The organism is Natronobiforma cellulositropha, from assembly GCF_025629245.1.
GTDB classification, from domain to species: domain Archaea; phylum Halobacteriota; class Halobacteria; order Halobacteriales; family Natrialbaceae; genus Natronobiforma; species Natronobiforma cellulositropha.
Window position 1 is genome coordinate 1 of sequence record NZ_JANZXN010000027.1, and the last position, 19,648, is coordinate 19,648.

General features: G+C 66.2%; 7 protein-coding genes and 2 pseudogenes. 6 read left to right on the forward strand and 3 right to left on the reverse strand.

Annotated features, from left to right (window positions below):
- Positions 1-115 precede the first annotated feature (115 nt).
- The 3 genes and pseudogenes from N0B15_RS12135 to N0B15_RS18355 all read left to right on the forward strand — a co-directional run.
- Positions 116-355, forward strand: coding sequence for a hypothetical protein (locus N0B15_RS12135; protein ID WP_263019976.1), 240 nt, complete (start codon positions 116-118; stop codon positions 353-355).
- Positions 356-357: 2 nt separating this feature from the next.
- Positions 358-1,398: a DUF7958 family protein gene (locus tag N0B15_RS12140; protein WP_464502994.1), complete on the forward strand. Its 1,041-nt coding sequence runs from the start codon at positions 358-360 to the stop codon at positions 1,396-1,398.
- Between the two features lie 32 nt (positions 1,399-1,430).
- Positions 1,431-1,652 (forward strand): annotated as a pseudogene (locus N0B15_RS18355) (eCIS core domain-containing protein); the annotation flags it as partial.
- 165 nt (positions 1,653-1,817) lie between these two features.
- Here N0B15_RS18355 and N0B15_RS12150 read toward each other — a convergent pair.
- The 3 genes from N0B15_RS12150 to N0B15_RS12160 form a co-directional block, all read right to left on the reverse strand.
- Positions 1,818-2,165 (reverse strand): hypothetical protein, encoded by a 348-nt coding sequence (locus N0B15_RS12150; RefSeq protein WP_263019978.1) that lies wholly within the window; start codon positions 2,163-2,165, stop codon positions 1,818-1,820.
- A 206-nt stretch (positions 2,166-2,371) separates the two neighbouring features.
- Positions 2,372-3,223, reverse strand: a complete 852-nt coding sequence (locus tag N0B15_RS12155) for a DUF6997 domain-containing protein (RefSeq protein ID WP_263019979.1) — start codon at positions 3,221-3,223, stop codon at positions 2,372-2,374.
- A 147-nt stretch (positions 3,224-3,370) separates the two neighbouring features.
- Positions 3,371-17,458, reverse strand: coding sequence for a right-handed parallel beta-helix repeat-containing protein (locus N0B15_RS12160; protein WP_263019980.1), 14,088 nt, complete (start codon positions 17,456-17,458; stop codon positions 3,371-3,373).
- 361 nt (positions 17,459-17,819) lie between these two features.
- Between N0B15_RS12160 and N0B15_RS12165 the strand changes: the two genes are divergently transcribed.
- From N0B15_RS12165 to N0B15_RS12175, 3 genes and pseudogenes are all read left to right on the forward strand, one after another.
- Positions 17,820-18,578, forward strand: a complete 759-nt coding sequence (locus N0B15_RS12165) for a TlpA family protein disulfide reductase (protein WP_263019981.1) — start codon at positions 17,820-17,822, stop codon at positions 18,576-18,578.
- A gap of 3 nt (positions 18,579-18,581) precedes the next feature.
- Positions 18,582-19,286, forward strand: a complete 705-nt coding sequence (locus N0B15_RS12170; RefSeq protein WP_263019982.1) for a cytochrome c biogenesis CcdA family protein — start codon at positions 18,582-18,584, stop codon at positions 19,284-19,286.
- A 163-nt stretch (positions 19,287-19,449) separates the two neighbouring features.
- Positions 19,450-19,497, forward strand: a pseudogene (locus N0B15_RS12175) (hypothetical protein); the annotation flags it as partial.
- Positions 19,498-19,648: the final 151 nt, after the last annotated feature.

The window sequence follows — 19,648 nt, forward strand, 5'->3', positions numbered from 1 at the left end:
AGCCAGGCTACGGAACGTACCGGGCAGCGCTCTACCAGCGCTCGAGCGACCTCTACGAACCCTACTACGACGAGTCGGCGACGATCGAGTCGTGGCAGCCAGGTCGCTGACCATCGTGGTCCAGCCGCTCGTCTCGGAGTACGGACTGACTCAGCCCGAAGCGATAGCGGTGACGCTGGCCGTTGGCGGGACCATCCACGTCGGCAAAGATCGGCTCCACCGCGAAGACATCTACCTCACGCTCGAGGTCGCTCGAGTGCTCGGAGAAGAAGAACGAGTCATAGCGTTCTTCGAGAAGATTGGTCTCAGTATCTCTGATAGAGAGCCAGAGGTTGGTAAAGGGGGCAACGTCTAACAATGGATGCAGTACTGACAGGCGAATCCGACGATCTTATCGGAGTGAATTTGCGTGATAATACTGGTGTAGAGCACGTACTGGATGTTAGAAAGGAAGATGGCACGATTACGGCGCATCAACAAGAGACCTATCCCAATTCTGCCACGAAGCAGACGCCAACCGAGTCTGTCCACTTGCGACAGGCCCAGGAGTACGCCAAGTACTACGTCCAGCGCGAGCGCGGCTATCCGACGCTCCCACCACGCCTGACACCGGAGTGGATTCCCTACACCCTCGGCGCTGTGTTCGGTCTCGAGTTCGAGGGTTTCGAGCGACAGTTCGGTCCCTACGCCCAGCAGTACCACAGCGCGCTCCACCCCGACGTCCCACCCATCGTGGAGATGCCCGAGGAGACCGCCCCCATCGGCGGTATCGTCTACCGCGCCGACGTGTTTCTCGCCCTCGAGTTCGACGCCTATCTCGAGAACCCGGATGCTGCGTCACCGATGGACGCAGTGTCCACAATCACCGACGCGTACGACCTCTACGAGGCACTGGCGGCCGAACTCGAGGCGCGCCTGCCGTCGGATACCGACCCGATTTCGGAGGTCTCTGCGCTCGATCTCCAGTACCAGCGTCGCGCCAACGACGGCCGCGTCGAGGAGCCGGTCGTCGGCGAGCGCAGCCACACCAGCGCAGGACCGCCCGATGCACAGCTCCAGATGACGCCGCCACAGGCCACCCTCGAGTCGGAACTGACGACCGAGATTATCCAGGGTTTACTCTGTCACCACCTCCAGTGTCAGGTCCGCGATGCGTATCTCCGGCTCGGACTCGAGCCGCCGGAGGCGTTTCGCGTCCTCGGCCAGGGCTTCGCCGAACAGACGATGCACTACCAGCACGCCGATCTCTACCCGCCGTACCATCTCACCGACGCCGAGATTGAAGGCTACCGGCCGCCGGGTATCGACCACGGTGCGCTGGTGAGCGGTGAATTCGCTGGACCAGGCCAGCCCGGCCCGCTACTGCGGCGCATCGTCCGTGCGCTGTTCGGCCGGTAATGCCAGTGGTCGTATAGGCGTGCAACGTACTCAACACCCACGCCTTCACGACGGGCAATCACGTGGTGTTCAACTGCGGCGAGTACGATCCGCAGAGTCCCGAAGGGAAATATCTGCTCGCGCACGAGTGAACTCACGTGCGACAGCAGACTGGCGGTGCCATCAGTATGCTTCCGCAGGAGGGGAACTCGCTGGTGATCGACCCCGATCTCGAACTCGGGCGCGAAGCAAATGAGGTGGCAAGGAAGGCACTCGAGAAACTCGCCACCGACTCCTACCTCGAACGAATTCTCGCGTTCGAACTCGAGGCAACCTCTTCGTGCTACTGGTTCGACAGTGGCACTCAATCGAGTGCCCTGCACCTTTTGGGGGTGAAAAACCCGTCGGGAGAGAGCAGGCTGGGACCTGAGTCCCCGAACCTACTCGTAAGGGGGTTCGACGGTCGCGATCACTCGAACGTCGCTCTCCTCGAAAGCGGAAGTGATGAGCGTCTCGTTTCCGGTGACCGACTCCATCTCCCGGTGGGCGCCTGTGACGTGTCGCCAGATGATCTCGCTCGTGGTCCGTTCGTACCTGATCCACTGTCCCTCCCGTTGTCCCATCGTGTGGTAGATGATGACGTCGAAGGTTCCGTCGTCCCACATGGTGATTCGGCACGAACGTGGTGCCGGTAGTTCATCTCGAGCGATCTCGCGAAGCTGATCGACGAGCGGTGCAAGCGGCTTCATCGGTGGAATGCCATCGGTTTTCATGGGTTCTGGTGTCACGCCCTCCCACAGCCTGCGGGAGCGACCGACAACACCGTTCGAACGACGCTTCTCGTCAGTCCTCGACGAGCGGCGACACGGGGCAGTCCCGTGACTGCGAGAAAACGTTTCAGGTAGAGGAACTGATGGATTCCACAAATACGTACCGGTGGTCTGGTACGCGCTGTCACCCATCGACAGGCGTGTGTCCCTCGAGAATCGCTCCGTCACACCTCGTCGAGGCGCAACTCGATCACTCGACGCTGTACCACGGCTAGCTCGTCGATCGCTGGATGGCTACCGCGCGGGTCCGGGAACTGACACTCGGCGACCTCGAACGTGACGGTGGCGTCTGCCTGTCGACAGCGCAGGTAGACGGGAGTGATCGTGATCTCTGCCGGGATGTGTTCGGCGATGGCGAGTATCGGGTAGACGAGTTTGTGCTTCGCCAGCGACGCTCGAGACCCGGTTTTGGCTTCGATGACGAACAGGGTCATCTCGCCGTTTCGCCGCTCGGCGAACAGCGTGTCGATTTCGACCTGGCCGCTCCGGTGGGTGACGGTCGTCTCGAGGCTGCCGTGTGGCCGAACGTCGAACGTGAACGTCGAGCGGCCGGTGGCCGGTGGGGCCAGTGCACCCGTCGTGTCGAGCTCGAGTGCGTGTGCGAGCACACCGGAGGCCAGTCCGAGGTTCACGAGCGAGGTTTCAGAGAGCGTCGGGAGGACGGTGAAACTCAGCAGCCGATCCTGGCCGACGGGGCTGGCGACCGCTTCGGTCGGCTGCTCGTCGAAGAGGTCGTCGTCCAACAGGAAGTAGTCGCTGACGCCGCCGGGTGCGTCGACGAGCACGAACGCCGTCCCTGTTCCGTCGGGAGCGGCCCCCATTCTGAGCACCATGCTCCCGTGTTCGCGTAGCTCAGGTGCGAGGTCATCGACCGTATCAACCGAGATGTATCGTGGTGTCCTGGGACCTGCCTCGAGACCGTGTTCGGAGACGTAATCCCGGAACGAAACTGGACCGAACACCCGCTGGCTCGAGGCCGCCAACGTGGTCAACGCTGGCTCGAAAATCGGTTCCATCAGCCGGAGCATCTCGGCCGTAGTACTTGTCCATTCGGAAGCCCATTGCTCGAGGGCGGTGCAGATGCAACCGTTGATCCGCGGGTAATTTCTCGTGTCTCGTGCCTGCTCGGCCGTTTCAGCGAGTTCGGCGCGACCGTTCGCCCGCTAGCGGACGGTCGCTGCGCTCGAGCGCCGTCGGAAGAGCGCACAGGCGAACAGGGCGGCGAGCGCGAGGAGGATGCCGAATCCGGGGAGTCCGTCGTCGTCCGTTCGGTCGTCGTCGACGGTCTCGGCGTCGTCTCCGTCGGGTGTGTCGGTGGAGTCGACGGTCACCGATCCGAGTGTAACGTCGTTGAGCGCCAGCTCGTAGCTTCCGGGCTCGTCGAACACGGGCTCGAACGTGAGCGTCCGGTGTTCCCCCGGTGAGAGCGTGAGCGACTCGCTCGAGACGACTGTGCCGTCGACCAGCAACTCGCCGGTGAACGCCTCGGTGTGCCCGCCGTCGTTCGAGACGGTCGCGGTGACCGTGACGGGTTCGCCGGGTTCGACCGAGGTGGGGTCGACCGTCCCGTCTCGGATCTCGACCGGCGAGGTGGTGGCGAGGGTGACGGCCAGCGGAGCGATCGACTCTGAGGTGAGCTCGAATCGGTATCCGTCCGGCGTCTCCTCGAGTCCGTCGCGGTCGAGTGCTTGCCAGTCGCCGTCTCTGTACTGGTAGACCCTGACGGCGGACGCGCTCGCGCCCTCGCTCTCGAGGAGTGAGGCGGCCACGGTGATGCGGTGGGTCACTGCCGTCGTCTCGTCCGTCGACGGCGTTCCGTCGAGACCGATGTAGCCGAGGGCGTGGCGGTCTCCCGGCAGCGGCCGGTCGGTCGCCGCGTCGTCGCGGGCGTCCTGCGAGAGGTCGATCTCGTAGTCGCCGCCGTCGGCCACCGTCACGATGACCTCGTCGAGTGAGAGACCGATACCCACGGCGTCCATCGACGGGAGGTCGATCGTGAGCGCCTCACCCGCCGGGGCGTCCGCCACGCCGACGGCCAGGGCGTCCGGTGCGACCCGGTTCACGGTGATGTTCGGCTCGGTGGGCTCCGGTTCGGGGTCGGTTGGCGGCAGTGGCGGCAGTCCGCCACCACCGCTGCCGCCGTCATCGTCACCGTCGTCCGCCGCTGGCTGAACGTCGACGGTGCGCGTCGTCGTGTTGGTCAGCCCGTCTCCGTCGGTCACGTCGAGTGTAACCGTCTGGATCCCGGCCTCCTCGAAGGTGTAGGTCGTGGTGGCTCCGGTCCGGGTGGTTCCGTCCTCGAAGCTCCAGTCGTAGGCGGTGAGACTCCCACTCGAGGCGCTCGAGGCGCTGGCGTCGAACGTCACCGGCTCGTCGACGGCCGGTTCGGTCGGGTCGTACTCGAAGGCAGCGACCGGCGGTTCCGGTTCGGGAGTCGAGGTGTCGACGACGTCGAAGTAGTTCACGCCGCTGGTCTGGAAGACCGTCTGCGTCGACTGCGTCTGGAACGCGTTTCCGTCGGCCGCCGGTGCCCCCTCGATGTCGTACCGGAGCGAGTGGACGCCCTCGGTATCCTCGGGGAGGTCACCGGCCAGTGTCACCGTCGTCCCCTCCGGAGAGAGTGCGTCGGTCGTCTGGGTCTCGAGGAGGACGTCTCCGTCCGCGTCGTAGAACCAGCCGGTCACCGTCGCCGATGCGTTCCGGGTTGGCTCGAGGTCGAGCTCGAGTTCGACGGTTTCGCCGGCGGCGTACGCCGACTGGTCGAACGCGGCGTCGAGGACGCGCACGTTGTAGCCATCGACGTCGAACGGGTGTGAGTGCGTCTCGCCGTCGAAGACGTAGTGGATGTAGTGCGGGCCGGACTGGAGCGGTGGTACCTCGAACTCGAGGTCGGTGGGTTCGTCGACCGTGCCCGTCCAGTCGAAGCCGGGTGCGGCAACGTCGAGGTCGCCGGCGTGATCGGGGTCGGCCGTGATGGTGACGGTGTCTCCCGGCTGGTACTGCTGCTGGTCGGTCGAGAGTGTCACGTTCTCGCCGCGCAGGTGCGGGTACGCACCGTCGATGTACAGCGATCGGCCGCCCTCGTGGTAGACGCTGAAGAAGATTTTGTCGTCGATCCCGTCGGTGACCGGGACGTCGAACTGTACGGTTTCGGTCTCGGTCCCGTTGACAGTGTAGTACTCGACGTGTTCGTACTCGTTGAACGCGACCCGGCTGAACAGCTCGAGGTCGGCGGCGCGTTCGTTCGTCACGTCGATCGTGAGCGTCGCGTTCTCGCCGAGTTCGTAGGCAGCCTGGTCGAGCTGGCCGTCGACGTCGAGCGACGCTCCCTCGAGGTAGAACGAGGTCTCGCGCTCGTCGCCGTCGACCTCGTAGTGGATCTCGTAGGTCCCTGCCTCGAGATCGTCCGGCACGTCGAACGCGGCGGCGAGGATATCGGTCTCGCCGGGGGCGAGCACCGAGGTGGCGGTCGCCTCCGCGATTCCGGGGACGGTCAGGTTCAGTCGCGCCTGGTCCGTCGTCGTTCCGACGTTCTCGACGGTCGTCTCGACCGTCGCCTCCTCGCCCAGCCCGTAGGTTTCTACGGGTGGGTCGGTGACGATCTCGAAGGCGGCTCCCGGCACGACGAACGCCGCGTCCGTCTCGGCGAGCGTCGAGCCGCCGGCCGAGACCGTCAGTGCGAGGTCGTACGTGTCGGGAGCGGTCCCATCGGGGATGGGAACGGACACCGTGACGTCGGCCGACTCGCCGGCGGTGACGTCGAACGCCGTCGCGTTGTTCGCGATCGGTGCCGTCGCCTCGACCGTCCCGGAGAGGTCGTTCGCTCCCGTGTTGGTGAGCGTCACCGTCGTCTCGAGGACGCCCGATTCTGACCGGTCGGGGACGTCCGCCTCAAGTTCGAGCTGGTTTCGCTCAGCTACCAGAACGGTCTCGCTCCCCGAGCCGTACGGGGTGGTGTACGTGAGCGTGTGCTCTCCCGGTTCGAGATCGGCGACGAGTTCACCCGTCCGCTGCTCGCCTGCGGGGACGTACACCGCCGTCTCGTCGCTCGAGCCGTCGATTTCCGAGTCGATGGTGAACGACACGTCGCGGGGACCGGTGCTCTCGACCGTGTACGGGATCGAAACGGACCCGGGCGAGGACACCGTCGCCGGCTCGACCGAGAGCGTCGCGGTCTCGCCGAAGAGTACCGTCTCCTCGAGCGTCTCGAGGTGGACGGGACCCGCCGCCGTCTGCCGGTCGACCGTCGCCGTCACCGGGAGGTCGTCCGTCGCGGTCGTCTCCGTCGTGAGCCGGTGACTCTCGCCGGGTTCGAGCGTCAGCGTCCGCTCCTCGTCGTCCAGCGAGACGACGAGCGAGACGTCGACGGTGCCGGTGTTCTCGAGTTCGACGCCGACGTCGAACGGCTCGAGACCGCCGTACTCGGGGGTGACGAGCCGTGTGTCGACCTCGGGACTCGCGACAGTGACGGATTCCGTGACGGTGACGCCGTCGGCGCTCGCCGATACCTCGAGTGACTCCTCGGCCGTCGTCGTCACCTCGTAGCTGTACGACTCGCCGGACTCGAGGGTGTGCTGTTCGTCAAGGATGGTCTCGCCGTCCGTGACGACGAGGTCGTACGTCCGTTCGCTCTCGCCACCGTTGTGGAGGTCACCCGTGATAGTCACGGTGTCTCCGGGCGCGTACGCTCGCTGGTCGGTCTCGAGTGTGAGCGACGTCTCGTCTTCGAAGACGTAGAACGACGTCGTGTCGACGTCGACCGTCTGGTTCGCCGTCGTGTAGAGCGTCGCGTACAGGTCGTACTTTCCGACGTCCGTGAGTGCTGTGGCCGGAATCTCGACGGTGACCGTCTCGGTGGCGTCGGGGTCGACGGTGACTGTGACGTTGGTCTCCCAGTCGGTATCCGGGGCGGAGTCCCCGTCGGCGACGAGCGGTAACTCATCGCCGAGCTCGAGGTTGTCCTCGACCGTGTACGGCAGGTCGGTGTCGCCGAAGCCGTCCTCGGTGAGGTCGCTGCCCCCGTAGCCCGCCCAGTAGTTCCCGCCGACGAGTGGGCCGCCGACGATGTTGGGCCCGGGAGTGGGGGAGACGTTCCAGACGTTCTCCGAGCTCTCGACGGCGTCGGCCGTCGCGGCCGGGTTGTCGAAGGCGTTGTCGTAGAGGAGGTCCGGTTCGCTGTTCGTGATCTCGACGCCGTAGGCGGCGTTGTCCTCGACGACGAGACCGGTGAGGGTGTTCTCACCGCCACGGTCGAGCAGGATGCCCACCTCGTTCTCGGCGAGCGTCCCGCCGGTGACGGTGTTGTTCTCGGATGTGCTGAACTGACTCGTGCTGCCGGCTCTGACCCCGGCGTCGTTGCCGGTCGCGACGACGTCGTCGACCGTGTTGTGAGCGGACCCGACCAGGTCGACCCCGTGGCCGACGTTGTCCGTAGCGCTCACGTTTACGAACGCGTTTCCGTCCGCCGAGCTCAGCGAGAGACCGCTGGCGTCGTTGCCCTCGACGATCACGTTCTCGAGCGCGGTCTCGGTCGAGCCGTGCACCCTGATCCCGTGGTCGCCGTTTTCGTTCGCCGTGACGCCAGTGAACGTGTTCGCGTCCGAGCCGACACCAGTGGGTCCGGTGAGCTCGATCCCGTACGCCTCGTTGCCGTTCGTGGAGACGTTCGTGAACGTATTCGAGTCGGCGTCGTCGAGTGTGATGCCGGTCCCATCGTTGTCGTCGGCGGTCACGTTCGTGAACTCGTTCCCACTGGCGGACGAGGACCAGGTCGACTCGAGGAGGATTCCACCGGACCCCTCCCAGGCGTCGTCGTTCCCGCCCGCATTGACCGTCTCGAAGATGCTATCCTCGGCGTTGACCACGAGGCCGTATCCGGCGTTGCCGGTCGCGGTCACGTTCGAGAGGTGGTGGTCGGACCCCTCGAGGACGAGCCCGTGGTCGTCGTTGTCGCTCACGGTGAGCATCTCGAACACGGAGGTGTCGCCGCCGACGTCGATGCCAACGCCGTCGTTGTCGAGCGCCGAGACGTTCGTCAGCACGTGGTCGTCTCCGTGGAGGTCGAGACCCGTGGCGCCGCCTCGTTCCGTCGAGACGGTCGTCAGCACGTGGCCGTCTCCCCGGAGGTCGAGGCCCGTGCCACCGCTGCCCTCCACCGACACGTTCGTCGCCGCCAGGGCGCCCGACGAGTCGTCGACGACGATCCCGTCGTCAGCGCTCGCCTCGACCAGGACATCCGTGAGTTCGACGCCCGAGGAGTCCTCGAGTACGAGGCCATCTTCACCGCTCGTCTCGAGTGTGACGTCCTCGAGAGTCGTCTCCGGTGCGTCCTCGAGTCGGAGCGCCGTCTCCGCGCTGTCGGTCACTGTCAGTCCCGTGAGCTCGAGGTCGCTCGCCTCCTCGAGCGTCAGGCCGACGGTCGGACTCTCGGCGATCGAGACACCGTCGAACGTACTCTCGCTCGTTCGCACGAGCGTGATGTCGGTGCCCGTCGCGTCGACGTCTGTGACCGTGAGACCGCTCGAGTCGATCGCCCGGACGGCGTGACTGCCACTCGAACTGGCGTCGGTGGCGTTGACGAACCAGACGAGTCCCGCGTCGTCGGGGACGGCGACGTCGGTCTCGTCGACGACGAAGTGGACCGGCTCCCCGCGATAGGTGTTCGTCTCGTCGACGTCGTGACGGTAGTAGTCGGCGTCGCCGACGTTGGACGGACTGACAGCGAGTCCGCTGCCAGCGAGTGCGTTGTTCTCGAGCGTGACCGGCTCGTTGGTGTCGAACTCGACGTCGGCTCGCGTCGCCGAGACGTCGTTGTCGACGACGAGTACGTCACTGCCGCTGTTGAGCTGGATTCCCTGCGTCGCACCCGCGATATCGTTTCCGTCGACGACGATCGAGTCGTCGCGGACGACGATTCCCTCCTCGTGTACGCCGACGAGTTCGTTCTCGCGGACCTCGATTCCGGCCGATCTGGCGTCGACACCGATACCGTTGTCCTCGAGATGGTTGCCGACGACGAGTCCGTCCTCGCCGACGACGTGGATCGCCGCGTTGTCGACGTTCGAGACGGTGTTGTTCGACGCGGTCGACCCTGCTGACTCGAGTTCGATGCCGCGGTCGCCGAAGCCGGAGACCTCGGTGACGTTGTTCCCGTGGACGGTGTTCTCTGCCGGCCCCGTCGCACCGAAGGCGGGATAGGCGAGGATTCCCGACCCGCCGGGCCGGTGGACCTCGTTGTCTTCGATCCAGTTGTCCGATCCCCTGACGAAGAGCGCGTCGTTGTCCGTGTCGGTGAGCTCGTTACCGATGACCGTCAGCCCGTCGCCGACGAGTCGCCAGTCCATTCCGTGGCCGTTGAACCCGCTCACGGAGTCGGTGACCGCTCCGTTCGCGAGCGCCTCGGCGTGGATGCCGCCGGTCGCGCTGTCGCGGACGTCACTCTCGGTGACCGTGAGACCCTCGAGCGGCGTCGCGTCGGCGCCGAGAGCGACGAGACCGTACTCGTTGCCCTGCGAGGTGACGTTCTCGAGCGTGACCGACTCGGAGTAGGCCGCGAACACCCCGTAGGACGCGCCGACGGAGGCGTTCAGGTCGCGGACCTCGACGGCCGTCGAGTGGGCGACGGCGACGGTTCCCGTCCCGGTCACCTCGACGTCGGTCGCGTCGACGAGCCACACCGCGGCATCGTCGCTCTCGATCGTCGACCCCGTTTCGCCGACGAGATACTGGATCGGGACGCCGTCGACGGTGGTACTCGCGTCGATGTCGTGGTCGTAGTACACCAGCGCGGGCGTCGCAGACGGCGCGTTCGTCCAGTCCGAGGCGTCGTGGCCCTCGACGTGCAGGGAGCCGACCGAGAGGTCGTTCTCCCGAAGGGTCGCGTTCACCGCTCCCTGTAGGTAGACGTCGTGGACTCCGCTGCCCGCGATCACGTTGTCCTCGAGCACCGCGTCGACGCCGGTGACGTGGACGCCGTAGGAGTCGGCATCTTCGATCGTGTTCGCCGTGACTGTCGCGCCGGAACCGGCGAGGCTGATCGCGCTCTCGACCTCGCGGTCGTCCGTCCGGAGGAAGTCGTTGTCGTGGACGACGACCTCTGACGACGACTCGTCGACGCGTACCGAGCGCTGGATCACGTTCGCCTCGAGCGTGACGCCGCTCGATCCGTCCTCGATGGAGACCACGTCGAGTGCGTCGGAGCCGCGGAGTTCGGCGCCGGTCGTGTTCTCGAGCGTGAGCGTCCGCTCGGTCCACGATACGGCGTCGAACTCGTTGTCGAGGAACTCGACGTCGCTCGAGTCGACGAGGTCGACGTCGTCTTCGAACGTGCTCTCGGTCACCGTGAGGTCGGTGGCGCCCTCGAAGCGCACGTCGTCTCCGAACGTACTGTCGCGGACCGTGAGTCCGCTCGCCCCTTCGACTGTCAACTCACCGTCGGGCATCGTCAGCTCCTCGAGCGTGGCGTCGTCCGTCTCGAGCAGGAGTCCCGTCGACCACGCACCCACCGTCGCGTTCTGGACCACCAGTGACGAGCCGGGGAGGGCGTGGATGTGCCGGTCGGGGCTGCTCGAGTCGATCACGGTGCCTCCAGTGAGCGTGAGCGATCCGCCCGACTCGACCGTGATGGCCGTCCCGCCGTGGGTGGGTTCGAGTGTCGTGTTCTCGAGCGTGAGGTCGCCGCCGTCTTCGACGACGATCGGTTCGTCGTCGGTTCGGTGGTCGTCCGTCCAGGTCCGTTCGTCGTCGACGGCCGTCGATTCTGCGCTCGAGGGCTGGGCGACACCGGTACTCGCCACCCCGCCGTCGGTGCGAAGCGTCGCCGTCGATGTTCCCTGTGGCGCCTCCTGCGCCGTCTCGCCGGTCGCGTGGCTCGCCAGCGCGACGGGTGAGCGTTTGGCACTCGCCGCTTCTCCAGCCGGGGTCCCGTCGTCCGTCGACTCGAGTGACCCTCCATCGTTCGTCTCGTCATCAGCATCGTTCGTCTCAGCGTCCGCGTCACTCGTCTCGGCGTCAGCATCGGTGGCCGCCGACTGTTCCGACGGCTCCGCTCCGGTCTCGCCGGGTCGCTCGAGTTCGAGGTGGACGCGGCCCTCGTCGATGGCGTCGCCCTCGTTCTCGAGGTCGACTATCGCGTTGACCGTCTCGCCGCTCGTGGAGACCTCCTCGTCGGTTGTGACGTCGACTTCCGTGGAGATGCCGTCGACGTCGACCGTCTCGGTCCGGTCAGTCGTCTCCCCGGTCCGATCGTCGGTACACGAACTGACGATCCAGTACTGCCCGCTCAATGCACCCGAGGGGACGGTGAGTGCCACCGTCTCCTCCCCGCTGGCGCTGATGGACTCCTCGAGCTCGATCGTCTCGTGGACGAGTCCACGCGGCCCGATCAGCTCGACCGTACAGGCTGCGGTGGTCTCGACACCGCCGACGTTCGAGACCGTAACGGGAACGTCCTCGCCCGCGTCGGCCGCCTCCGCGTCGACCGACGGCCGCAGCGACGACTCGGGGACGACGATCGAGAACGACTCCGAGACGGTATCCTGTATCTCGAGGTCGACCTCGACGTCGTAGGTGCCGACGCCGATATCGTCCGGAACCGACGCCGTGTAGGTGTCGACGGCGTACTCGTCCGCCGAGAGCGTCTCGACCGTCCGCGTCTCGGACGTGCCGAACGCCGGTATCGAAACCGTCACCGTCGGTTCGACGTCGAACACCCCGTCGTTCGCCACGGTGAGGTCCATCTCGAGGTCGTCGCCCTGTCCGTAGCGGGGCTGATCGAAGTCGGCCGACGCCGCGACGCTGCTGGTCAGGGTCGTGGCATCACCGACGCTCTCGGCTCCCGACTCCAGCCCGTAGAGTAGCGTGTACTCGCCCGACGCCGGCGCCTCGAGGTCCAGTTCGTACGCGAAGCGCTCGGTCGCGTTCCCCGCGATCGCCGCGCTGTCGGTGTCGCTCCAGACGGTCGTTCCGTCCGGGCCGACCAGCGAGACGTCGAGGCCGACCGCGGCGGCGTCCCGGTCGAGGCGGTTCTCGACGTCGAACTCGAGCGCCGCTGCGTCACCGATCGTCGTCGGAATCGAGGGCGTCACCGCGAACTGCTGGGGCACCTCGAAGGGGGCGCTGGCGTGGCCCACGACGGAGCCGCCGTCGCGGATCTCCGTCGAAACGACGTAGTGGCCGGACTGCACTCCCTCCGGGAGCGTGAATTCGTAGGCGGCCTCGAAGTCGGTGTCGACGTCTTCGGTCGTCGTCTGTTCTGCGACGACCGAGCCGTTTGGCGCGACCGCCCGGGTGATGACGGTCGCCTCCTCGACCTCGTGGACCGTCCACCACGTCTCCCGGAGACCGACGTCGGCGACGACCTCGTCACCGCGTGCGTAGGTCGACTCGTCGAGGCTGACCTCGAGCGGGAGCAGTTCGGTTCCGCTGGTGAAGAGCTGTCGGAAGCCGCTCGCGACGATCTCGTCGTCGTCGTCGTAGACGTTCGCGAGCACCCGCTCGTCCGTGGTCACGACGAACTGCTCGGCGATATCGACCGTTCCGCCGGCCGGAACGGTGACGTTGTGCGTCGTTCCGTGGGGGAACAACTCGACTCTCACCTCCTCGAGATCGTCGCCGCCATTGAACACCTGCACGGTCGTCGTCGCGTTCGAGCCGGGGCGGTACTCCTGGGCGTCCGACTGGACCGAGACGGAGACGTCCGAGTCCGCTCGCTCCCAGCCGCCGTCGCCGTCCTGGAACTGCGAGACCGCGAAGTGCGCCCCGCGCGTGCGCTGTATCTCCCCGAGCGTCTCGTTTTGCAGGACGTACTCGAGTTCCCAGATCCCGTGCTGTCCGCTCGAGGGCGCATCCACCGTGACCGTCTCGGTGCGCGTCTCGAACGGCTCGAGCGAGGTCTCTCCGCCGAAGGCGCTTTCGGCGTCGATGGTCGTCGTCTCCCCGTCCGGTCCGTGGAGGTCGACCTCGATCGAATCGACGGCGACGTCGACGTAGCTTCGGACGTCGGCATCAACTGAGATCGTCTCACCCGGGGCGTACGTCTCGAGGTCGCCGTGCTGCGCCCAGAGGATCGTATCCCGCAGGATCTGTTCTTCCTCCGCGTTCGAGGCCTGGTGGCCGTAGGCCCAGTCGGTGTAGGCGGTCGTCGCGACGACCGACCCCTCGCCGTAGTCGTAGGTGAGCATCGACGGCTGGTTGTTCCGCGTCCGCTCGAGGAGGATCGTCGCGTTCTCGGGGTACTCGAGGAAGTAGCCGTCGACGTTCATCGACGCGATTTCGTCGTCCTGGGAGGCCAGCGCCGGACAGTACTCGGCCATGCCGACGGCGTTGAACTGACAGCTCTGGTCTTCGAGCCAGCCGTAGCCGGTCAGCCCGCCGGGGACGACGTCGAAGTGATAGCCCCGTGGCTGGGTCAGCACGAAGAGCGTCCCGCCCGCGTCGACGTACTCCTCGAGTGTCTCTTCGAACGAGCCAAGCGTCGAGACACCCATCAGCGCGCCGCTCGGGACGACCACCACGCCGAAGCGCTCGAGGTCTTCGGCGGGGGTGTGGATGTCGACCGACTGGTGGTGAAGTCCCTCGTCTGCGAGGTAGTCTCCGAGTTCAGCGGCGAAGCCACGGTTGAGGACGCCGACCGTCGAGTTCTCGTAGCCGTACTCGGGGAAGCCGTAGCCGTAACTCGGCTGCTGGGGGTCGTAGGTCAGGACGGAGACGTCGTAGTTGTCGTCCGGGTGGTCGCCACCCGGTGGGCGCTCGTCCTCGTCACAGACACAGTCTGCGTAGGCCGGGTCGTCGTCCGAGAGCGCACAGTTGCAGTCGGCGTCGACGATGATGCCGCGCTTTGCCACCGACACGCTCCCCCCGGCGGAGGCGCCAGCGCTGACGCCGACGGAGCCACCTGCGCCTCCCCCATCGCCGCCGCAGGCGAAGCCGCCGACCTCGGCGCCGCCGAGGGCCTGTACCTCTCCCTCGACGCCGGCGCAGTAGAACGTCTGTCCGGGCAGGTCCTCCCCGCAGGGCGGCCCGCTGATCGCCAGTGACGAGGTCGAGACGCCGCCACCGACCAGGTTGACCTCGAAGTGAACCCCGATCTCGGACCACTGAATCTCGACGTCACAGCTCTGGAACGACGTCGGGTTCCTGAGCGTTGCCCGTTCCGTCTCGTGCTTGACGAAGCCGGCCGAGATACTCGGGCCGTCGATGCCGCCGCCGTGGGTTCCGCCGTCCCAGATGTCGAGACCGAACGGGTCGGTGTATCGCAACGGGTTGTTCTCGGCGTAGGCGTAGTAGTTCGTACTCGCGCTCACACCCAGCGGGTCCGGGCCCGTAAACCGGGCGGTCGTCGGGTCGTAGTAGCGCTCGCGGTTGTAGTACTGGTCGGTCTCCTCGTCGAAGAACCGCCCGGCGAACTTGAACGGATTCTCGACCGTCTCCGTCTCGGTGACGACAGACCCGAACGGATCGTACTCGTACTCGTTCGCGACCTGCCCCGCCTCGTCGGTCACTGCCCGGACGTTGTGGGGCTCGTCGATGTGGTAAAAGTAGTGCTCTGTGCCCTCGAGCATCGCGATCGGGTCGTCGATACCGGGCCCGTGGAGGTAGGCCGACTCGAGGTCGCCGTCTTCGCCGTAGGCACCGAACAGTTCGTCTCTGGCGTAGAGGTAGTACGTCGTCTCGCCGTCGACCGTCTCGCTCACTCGCTGGCCGTCCGGCAGGTACGCGTAGGAGACGTCCTCGCCGACGAAGAACTCGTGGTCGTCGGGGACCGATCCCCACGAGCTGTATCTGACGTCGACGAGCCGTCCGCTCGCGTCGTACTCGTAGTCCGCCCACAGTTCGCCGCTTCCCTCGCCGAACTCGAGACCACGCCGCTCGAGGTTGCCGTGCTCGTCGTAGCGGTACTCGACGTCGTCGCGTGCGACGAGCCGTCCCTCGTCGTCGTACTCGTAGGTGGTGTCGACGCTGCCGTTGACCGTCGTCGACAGCCGGTTGCCGATCGCATCGTAGGCGAACTCGGTCTCGGTGCCGTCGGGCGCGGACACCGTGCTCAGGCGGTTCAGTTCGTCGTAGGTGTAGGTGGTCTCCGCCCCCTCACCGTCGGTCACCGAGAGCAGGTTCCCCACGCTGTCGTAGGTGTACTCCTCCGCGAGGACCGTCGCCCCACTCGGGTTCGTCACCTCGAGAGAGGCGAGTCGGTCGCGGGCGCCGTACTCGTAGGTCGTCTCCACACCGTTGGCGTAGCTGATACCCGTGAGCCTGTCGAACTCGTCGTACTCGTAGCTCGCCCAGACGCCGTCACCCGCCTCGACACGATCGATTCGGCCCGCGTCGTCGTACTCGTAGGTGTGGGTTCCGTCGTCGGTCGCCAGCTCGAGCAGGTTCCCGTCCCCGTCGTAGGTGTACTCGACCGTTCGCTCGAACGAGCCGTGTTCGACGGTCTCCGACTCGAGCATTCCGCGTGGGTCGAACGTCCTAGTTACCGAGACGCCGTCTCCGGTGATCGTCTCGACGCCGTCGTCCGACTCGAACTCGTAGTCGACCGTCCGTGGCTCCGCCCGGACCGGCACCGTCGAGCGGTCACCGTCGGGTCCGACCGGCCGCTCGATCGACTCGAGGTTGCCGTTCGCGTCGTAGAGATACTCGATCGATTCGCCACGGGGGTCGATCACCGTGACGAGCGCCCCACGCTCGTCGTACTCGTACTCGTAGGTGTGTCCGTTGGCGTCGGTCTCGTTCGCCAGCCGGCCGAAGTCGTCGTGCGCCAGCAGCGTCTGGCCACCCGCCGAGTCGGTCACCGACTCGAGGTAGCCGCGCTCGTCGAACGCGAACGTCGTGACCTCGCCGGTCGGCGCGGTCTGGTCGACAATCTGCCCGGCCTCGCCGTAGGTCCGTTCGGTCGTCGCCCCACCCGGCGTCGTCTCCCGGATCACGTTCCCCGCGCTGTCGTGTTCGAACGTCGTCGTCCCTCCACCCGCGGTGGTGTGTCGAACCAGCCGGGAGTGATACGCCGCGTCGGTCACGACCGTCTCCCACTCCGTTTCGGCCGTGTTCCCGTCCGAGTCGGTCTCGGAGAGGAGGTTGCCGTACTCGTCGTACTCGTACTCGGTGGTCTCGCCGTCGTCGGTCACCGCGATCCGGTTCATCGCCTCGTCCCACTCGATCTCGAGCGACTCCGTCGGCGAGGAGACCGACGTCGGGTTACCGGCGTCGTTCATCTCGATCGTCGCCTGCTCTCCCGTGAGGTGGCTGTGGACGGTCACCGTGTTCGTCTCGTCGTCGTAGCTCAACGAGTTCCCTGCCTCGGTACACTGTGCCTCAGTGAACCCGCTTCCGGCGAAGGCGACCCGGTCGGTTCCTCGCTCGTAGCCGTACATCGTCATGAACCCCGACGGCTCGACCGCTCGCTCGAGTTTGTGGTTCTCGTAGTACTCGTACTCGGTGGTGTCGCCGTTCCAGGTCGTCACCGAGACGAGGTCGCCGAGGCCGTACTCGTACTCGGTCACCCGGCCGGCCGAGTCGACGACCTCGGTGAGCCGCCCGGCGCTCGAGTAGGTCAACTCGAGCGTCCCGCCCATCGTGTGGTCGATCGCCGTCAGCCGACCGTCCGTGTACTCGAGGGTGACGCCCACGCCGTTGTGGTCCTCGACCGAGAGCAGCCGTCCGTCCTCGTCGAACGACAGCGTCGACCCGTCCGTCCGCTCGAGCGCGTAGCCGATGCCGTTCGACTCGAGGCGAGCGTGGACGCCAGCGGGTGCGTCGAAGCCGTCGTCGGTCCGCTCGAAGGTGTGTCTCGAGCCGGTCTCGTCGACGAAGACGATCGCGTCGTCCTCGCCGTCGACGAGTTCCATCGCGAAGTTGTGCGTCCACCCGAACCCGAGTGGACCGTGGTCGCCGCTGGCGTGGCTGTTGTACGACCGGACGAACTCGATCGACTCGGTGTCCGTCCGTACCCTCTCTCCGTCGTAGCCGACCGCGCCGGTGCCGACGGCCAGTGTGACGTCCGTCGCGCTCCGGTAGAGGTTCCCGTTCGCGAGGTTCACGTCGTCGAAGTAGTAGTACCAGGGCTGAAACCCGGTCGTTCCCCGCATCTCGAAGTCGGTCGGGGGGTCGCTCGAGTCGGCTACTGCTGGGCCCGACTGTGTGAGTCCGTCATCGCCGGTGAGGCCGTCGTCGCCACCGAAACCTTCGGGTGACGAGTCGTCGACGACCCCACCGCCGGCACCGAGGGCGGGCATCGCGACGACCGACGAGATCATCATAAGTGTGACACATACTGTAACAAGTTCGTTCCACCTCGGCCGCATCCGATGGTACTTCCGTCGTTTTCTCCCCATATTATGATATTTCTCTCGGTTTCAGTTGTGCTCGTGATGTACGCTCTCTCCCGAAGTCCCCTCACACGAGTCGAACTGAACGCTATACGTGACTGTTCCGCAGCCTCACCATAGTCGTTCGGTGGGCCCGGAGTAAGCCCGAGGTTACATCGAAGTAATCTCGTGACGGATGTCGGTTTGTCGCTCACGCATGGGCACTCGCCGGCACTCGCGCAACAGATAATGTAACACTCATATCGGGATGGAAATAGTTATCTCGTACGCCACCGAGACTCACTCGAGCATGAGTTTCCGGCCCTCCCGCCGACGGCTACTCGCCCGTGGTAGCAGTCTGTGTCTCCTCGCCACCATCGCCGGCTGTCTCTCGCCGGGGGACGCCTCGAGCGACGACGGGGGCGCTGAGCGGCCAACTGGCGGGACGACCGCTGCTGGCTCGCCGGAGGACGCTTCGGACGGGGAGCCGTCGACCGGCGAGACACCGGACGGTGGAACGTCCGGGGGCGTCACGCCCGACGGTGACACGGCCAACGACGGGACGACAGACCGGACACCGGCGTCGGACGAACCGACCGAGACGGACCCGGAGGCGGCCTCGAGTACGGAGGGCGCAGCTACCGAACAATCGATCCGGCTCCCGGGCGTCGACGCACCCGGCTCCTCCGGGGGTCTCGTCTCGCTCACGCCGCCGGCGGACGTCGTCGTCCTGAACTTCTTCGCGACCTGGTGTCCGCCCTGTATCCCCGAGATGGACAACATTCGGCCACTGCGAGACACCTACAGCGAGGACGAGGTCTTCATCGCCTCCATCACCCAGGAGGGGGATACCGACGCGATCACCGCCTTCTGGGAGACACACGACGGTGCCTGGCCAGTCCTCCTCGACCCCGGTGCTCGGGCGAGCTACACCTACCGCGTCACCACGATCCCGACGATCCTCGTCCTCGACTCGAGCGGCGACGAACGCCACCGCCACACCGGCCTGGTCGGCGAAGACACGCTTCGAGCGTCGGTCGAAGACGTCCTCGGCCGCGGCGAGGACTGACGAATGTCGGTCGAGACCGCCTCGCTCGCGACGCTCGCGCTCAGTGCCGGCGTCCTGACGTTCTTCTCACCTTGTTCGTACCCCTTGCTCCCCGGCTACGTCGCCTACTTCATCGGCGCCGGATCCGACTCGCGGACCGCAGGCACACAGCTCCGACAGGCGCTCGTCGTCAGCGTCTGCGTCTGTCTCGGCTTCGCCCTCGTCTACGCCGCCGTCATCGCCGTCCTGTTCACGCTCGGGAGCCGCCTCCTCTGGAACCTCCTGCTGCTCGAGTTCGTCGTCGGCTCGTTGCTCGTCGGGCTCGGCCTCTCCCTCGCCATCTCCCCATCCAGCCGCTCGTGGATCACCGTCCCGCTCCCTCGCCGCCGCCGGTCGTACGCCTCGTACGTCAGCTTCGGCGTCGTCTACGCTGCGGCGGCCGTCGGCTGTACCGCCCCGGTGTTCCTCAGCATCGCCACCCTCTCGCTCAACCAGGGACCCGAAGGCATCGTCGTCGGCCTCGGCAGCTACGCACTCGGCATGAGCGCCCTCTTGCTTCTCGTCACACTGCTGGCGAGCGTCGGCCGGCTCACCCTCCTATCCACCCTCTCGAACGACCCCACCCGGCTGCTTCGGCTCACCGGCGTCCTCCTCGCTCTCGCCGGCGCCTACCAGCTCTACTTGTTCTTCTTCCGCTACGACGGTGCATCCCTCCTCCCACTCGTGTGATGGGACGACTCGGGACTCGAGGTGACAGCGTCCGTTGTGCGGTGGACGGTTGCCGTACCGGAACGCTATCTGGACGGGCATTTTCGAAAACGAGAGCGACGCGATTCGCCACGTCCTCAGGGAGTACTTCGACGGGAACCAGGAGGATCGAATCGCCGCCGCGGTGTCGCTGTACGACGACGGAGATATCACCCTGGGAACTGCTGCCCGGTTGGCCGGCAAGAACCGATTCGAGATGCGCGACATTCTCCGAGAGGAGGATGTCGAACTGCGAACCGGTCCCGACGGCCATGGCCGCCGCGAGAGAGGAGATCGACGCCGCTCGCAACCTGGAGTGATGGAGCCGCCCCACGGCGCAACGG